The following is a 3,718-nucleotide window of genomic DNA, read 5'->3' on the forward strand; positions in this document are numbered from 1 at the left end:
CCCGCACCTGGCCTGGCACCCCCAGCGGCCCGTACACACCGGACACGCGGTCACCATCGACCTCCTCCCCGCCGTCTCCAACCCCTTCATGCGTAAGCGCCGGTACGCCCTCATCGCCGGCGTACCGGCTCTCGCCTCCTGCCTGTACGGTGTCCCCGATCGCCCGGTCACCGTAGAGAACCTCGTCATCCCGGACTACCTGGGCGCATTGAGGGACGGCAGTGCGAACATCGAACAGGTCGGCGGGGACTGCTGGATGGGGTGGAGGTGGGCCGGCCGCCAGTGCTGGATCGGGTATGACCCGGCTCAATCCCACCTCGCCGCACCGATCTGGACAGCAGCCGGGCACGGCCACCCGCTCGCTCTCACCGCCGAAGGCGGCCACCTTGACCTGTTGATCGGGGCCGGTAGCGCCCGTGACAGCAGTGTCACCGCCTGGCTGAGCACTGCCCGCTCCACCCTGCACACGGACCCTCTCCTCTGACGCACGGAGAGAGCCCGTCCAGAGGGGGGTGTGCTGTGAGCCCAGTGGTCGCGGTGGGTCGCTGCGTGCCCGGGCCGTCGTTCAGGCGGCGGCCTCCCCCTGGACCGCCGTCCCACCGCCCCGCCGGTTCCGTCGGCGGCAGAGGCCGAAGTCCAGGGCCGGCGCCCCACCTCGGGCAGCGAATCTCGCGTTCACGAAACGCTTGACTGGGTCGCCACGAGACCAGATGCGGCACGCTCCTGGAACTCCACCACACGGCGAAGGCCCTGACGGAGCTTGCTTCGAATCCCTGGACACGCGTTCTTCCTGCCGTCCACGGGGCAGCAGGTGATGCCGCCGACGCACTTCGTGTTCGGCTCACGCGTGGTGAAGTCGCGGCCGGTCACGTCCGGGGCCTGGCCGCGACCAGGCCCATGACCGTGCTGCGCTGCCTGCGACGACGGCGCACGCCCACCAGGCTGATGCTCCGCATGACGCGATCTGTTTGTGACTGACGTGCGCCGTCGTCGCGGAGTTCGGCGTTGAGCGGACCGCCGGTCCGCTGCGGTCGCGTGCCAGCAGGCAGAAGCTGCCGGTGCTGACACGTTGGCTGGTTCGTGGGGTTGACCTTGGTGTTGATCTTGGTGTTGATCAGCATGGGAGGGGCTGGTCGTGGAGCGTGCGTCCCCGTCGCACAAGAGGCACTGGTACCCGGGCGGGATCATTTCCCACTGTGCGTGGTCGTACCACCGGTTCCCGCTCGGCTTCCGTGAGGTAGAGGAGCTGGCGCTGGAGTGCGTTGTGATCATCTCGCGTTCACCATTCGGGAGCAGATCACCGTGGTCACGGCCTGTCCGCCAAGGTCTGAGCACAAGCCCGGAGGCGGCCCTCACCACACCCCGACACACCGTCGGACATCCACACGCCCAACAACGTGACAACGCCTCCGTGAGTCCTTCCGGTGGATCTCGCGGACGGTTGAAGCGAAAAGAATCGGCTGCAGCTACCTTGCGGTAACCAGTAGGGGCGTGCCACATTCTCCTGGCGTCCGGCCGGCGTTCAACTTCGTCAGTTCCCGTGGCCGACTTTCGATGTCGGCGCGGCCAGGATGCAGGAGTTTCGTCGTGCCCGGATTTCGTTTCAGATCCCGGTGGGTTCCCACTGGGGTGGTCGTGCCCACTCTTGTCCTCGGCTTGCTGGTCGGCGGTAACACCCCAGCGATGGCGAGCCCGTCGGGTGGTGAGCCCACTGCCGTGGTGTCGATGGGGGACAGCTATATCTCTGGAGAGGCCGGCCGATGGCTCGGCAACAGCAACACGCAGGCGGGCAGCCGCAGCGGTACGGACCGCGCCTACACCGCCACCGGCTACGATCCGACCCTTGTCTACGGAAGCACCTACGCCAGCGGTTGTGACCGCTCCGACTCCGCCGAGGTGCGCAGCAGTACGGGAATCGGTGACGTGCAGATCAACCTGGCCTGCTCCGGCGCCACCACCGCCAACATCTTCCGGTCCACCAGTGGTGGACGGTCCCTGAAGGGGGAAGCGCCGCAAGCCGACCAGCTGGCCAAGGTCGCTTCCACCAACCGGGTCAAACTGATTGCTCTCTCAATCGGCGGCAACGACTTGGGCTTCGCGGACATCATCGCTACCTGCGCCGCGGACTACACGGTCTGGTACTCCTACTGCCATGACGACCAGCAGAAGGTGGTGGACAGCCGCATGGCCGCCGCGATGGCCGGGGTCTCCAAGTCCATCAAGGAGATCCGGGCGGTGATGTCGGCCTCCGGCTACTCGACCAACGACTACCGCATCATTTTGCAGTCGGCGCCTTCACCGATCCCGCGCAGTTCCGAGAACCGCTACCCGCAGAGTGGTTGGACCCGGGTGACCACCGGAGGATGCCCGTTCTGGAACAAGGACGCCGACTGGGCGCGCGACACATTCACCCCACAGTTCTCCGCACGTATGAAAGCGGTCGCCGAGGCGGAACAGGTCCAGTTCCTCGACCTGCAGGACATGCTCCAGGGCCGCGAGGTCTGCTCGAAGACGACCCGGCTGGCAACGTCTGCGCAGGGGCCCTCGGCGGAAACCAGCGAGTGGGCGCGCTTCCTGGTCAGCGGCGTCATGCAAGGGACCCTCCAGGAGTCGTTCCACCCGAATTACTACGCGCAGCGCGCCCTGGGGCGCTGCCTCACCCTCATCTACGCGCACCCGACCCGGAACTACGCCTGCCGGAACACCCCCGGACGCGACGCGTCCGGCATGTACCTGACCGCCGTGTCCTGAGTCCGGATCGCATTGCTTCATGAAGTGGGCGATCTCCTCACCGGCCTGCAGGCCGGCTCTCGACTCCTTCCCAAGGGGCAAGGGCCGCGTTGGCATTGCGCCTTGCGCATCACCCAATCTTTGACGTATCCGTCAAAGATTGGGTGATTCAGGCAGTGCAAGGAAGGCTCCATGCTTCCGGTTCAGGCATTCGTCTGGCGCGCCGGGGTGACGCCGCCCTCTGCCCCTTGGGAGGTCTGTGCCGGCAGTGGTGGATGACCGGTTCGTTGAGGAGATCGTGGTGCGGGCCTGGGCCGAGGGCCTGCAGCTGACCGGCACGGGCGGGCTGCTGCAGCAGCTGACGAAGCGGCTGCTGGGGTCCGCTCTCGAGGGCGAGATGACCGACCACCTGGGCCTGGGAGAACGCTTGGGCGGCGTTCGTGCCGTTCCTCCGGTTCGACGCGGAGATCCAGCGGATCATCTGCACCACCAACACCATCGAATCGGTGAACGCACGCATCCGCCGAGCCGTCCGGGCCCGAGGATACTTCCCCTGCGAGACCGCCGTCCTGAAATGCCTCTACCTCGCGTTGATGTCCCTCGACCCGACCCGCACCGGCCGCAGGCGATGGACGACCAGGTGGAAACGAGCCCTCCAAGCCTTCGACACCGCCTTCGACGGACGCCTCACCCACAACCGAATCTGACCAAGTCGACCACCCCAGTTGCACCGGGATCCTTACAGACCGCCCGGTTCGGGTGCGCTGCCGCAGGGGGCGTGACCCGGGCTTCGGCTCCGGAAGCGATTGCGGTATGCCCGGGGAGAGGTGGAGGTGAGCCGTCCGAAGTGGTGCCGAAAGTTGGCCGGGGTACCGAATCCGGTACGTCGGGCGATCGACTCGACGGGCTCGTCCGTGGTCTCCAGCAGCGCCTGGGCGAGCCGTATCCGCTCCTGGAGAATCCACCGCAGCGGGGTGACGCCCAGTGT

Annotated in this window: 4 protein-coding genes and 2 pseudogenes; 4 read left to right on the plus strand and 2 right to left on the minus strand. The window is 66.8% G+C overall.

Translation table 11 applies throughout. The features are described 5' to 3' along the window. Positions 1-484: hypothetical protein (locus QMZ92_RS35675; protein WP_283302080.1), on the plus strand; the 484-nt coding region annotated here is incomplete at its 5' end. A 382-nt stretch (positions 485-866) separates the two neighbouring features. On the opposite strand, the gene QMZ92_RS35680 is transcribed toward QMZ92_RS35675, so the two are convergent. Then, complete coding sequence (locus tag QMZ92_RS35680) at positions 867-1,121, minus strand: hypothetical protein (RefSeq protein WP_283302083.1); 255 nt, start codon at positions 1,119-1,121, stop codon at positions 867-869. Between the two features lie 14 nt (positions 1,122-1,135). Here QMZ92_RS35680 and QMZ92_RS36695 point away from each other — a divergent pair. The 3 genes and pseudogenes from QMZ92_RS36695 to QMZ92_RS35690 all read left to right on the plus strand — a co-directional run. Continuing rightward, a pseudogene (locus tag QMZ92_RS36695) lies at positions 1,136-1,276 on the plus strand (IS6 family transposase); the annotation flags it as partial. A gap of 359 nt (positions 1,277-1,635) precedes the next feature. Continuing rightward, positions 1,636-2,751 (plus strand): GDSL-type esterase/lipase family protein, encoded by a 1,116-nt coding sequence (locus QMZ92_RS35685; RefSeq protein WP_283302085.1) that lies wholly within the window; start codon positions 1,636-1,638, stop codon positions 2,749-2,751. 395 nt (positions 2,752-3,146) lie between these two features. Beyond that, a pseudogene (locus tag QMZ92_RS35690) lies at positions 3,147-3,437 on the plus strand (transposase); the annotation flags it as partial. 32 nt (positions 3,438-3,469) lie between these two features. Here QMZ92_RS35690 and QMZ92_RS35695 read toward each other — a convergent pair. Further along, positions 3,470-3,718: helix-turn-helix domain-containing protein (locus QMZ92_RS35695; RefSeq protein WP_283302088.1), on the minus strand; the 249-nt coding region annotated here is incomplete at its 5' end.

Source organism: Streptomyces sp. HNM0645 (assembly GCF_030056615.1).
Classification (GTDB): domain Bacteria; phylum Actinomycetota; class Actinomycetes; order Streptomycetales; family Streptomycetaceae; genus Streptomyces; species Streptomyces marianii.

What these genes read in the sequence shown, in the direction of transcription:
- QMZ92_RS35680 (WP_283302083.1), bottom strand. Translation starts at nt 1,121, where the DNA reads ATGCTGATCAACACCAAGATCAACACCAAGGTCAACCCCACGAACCAG.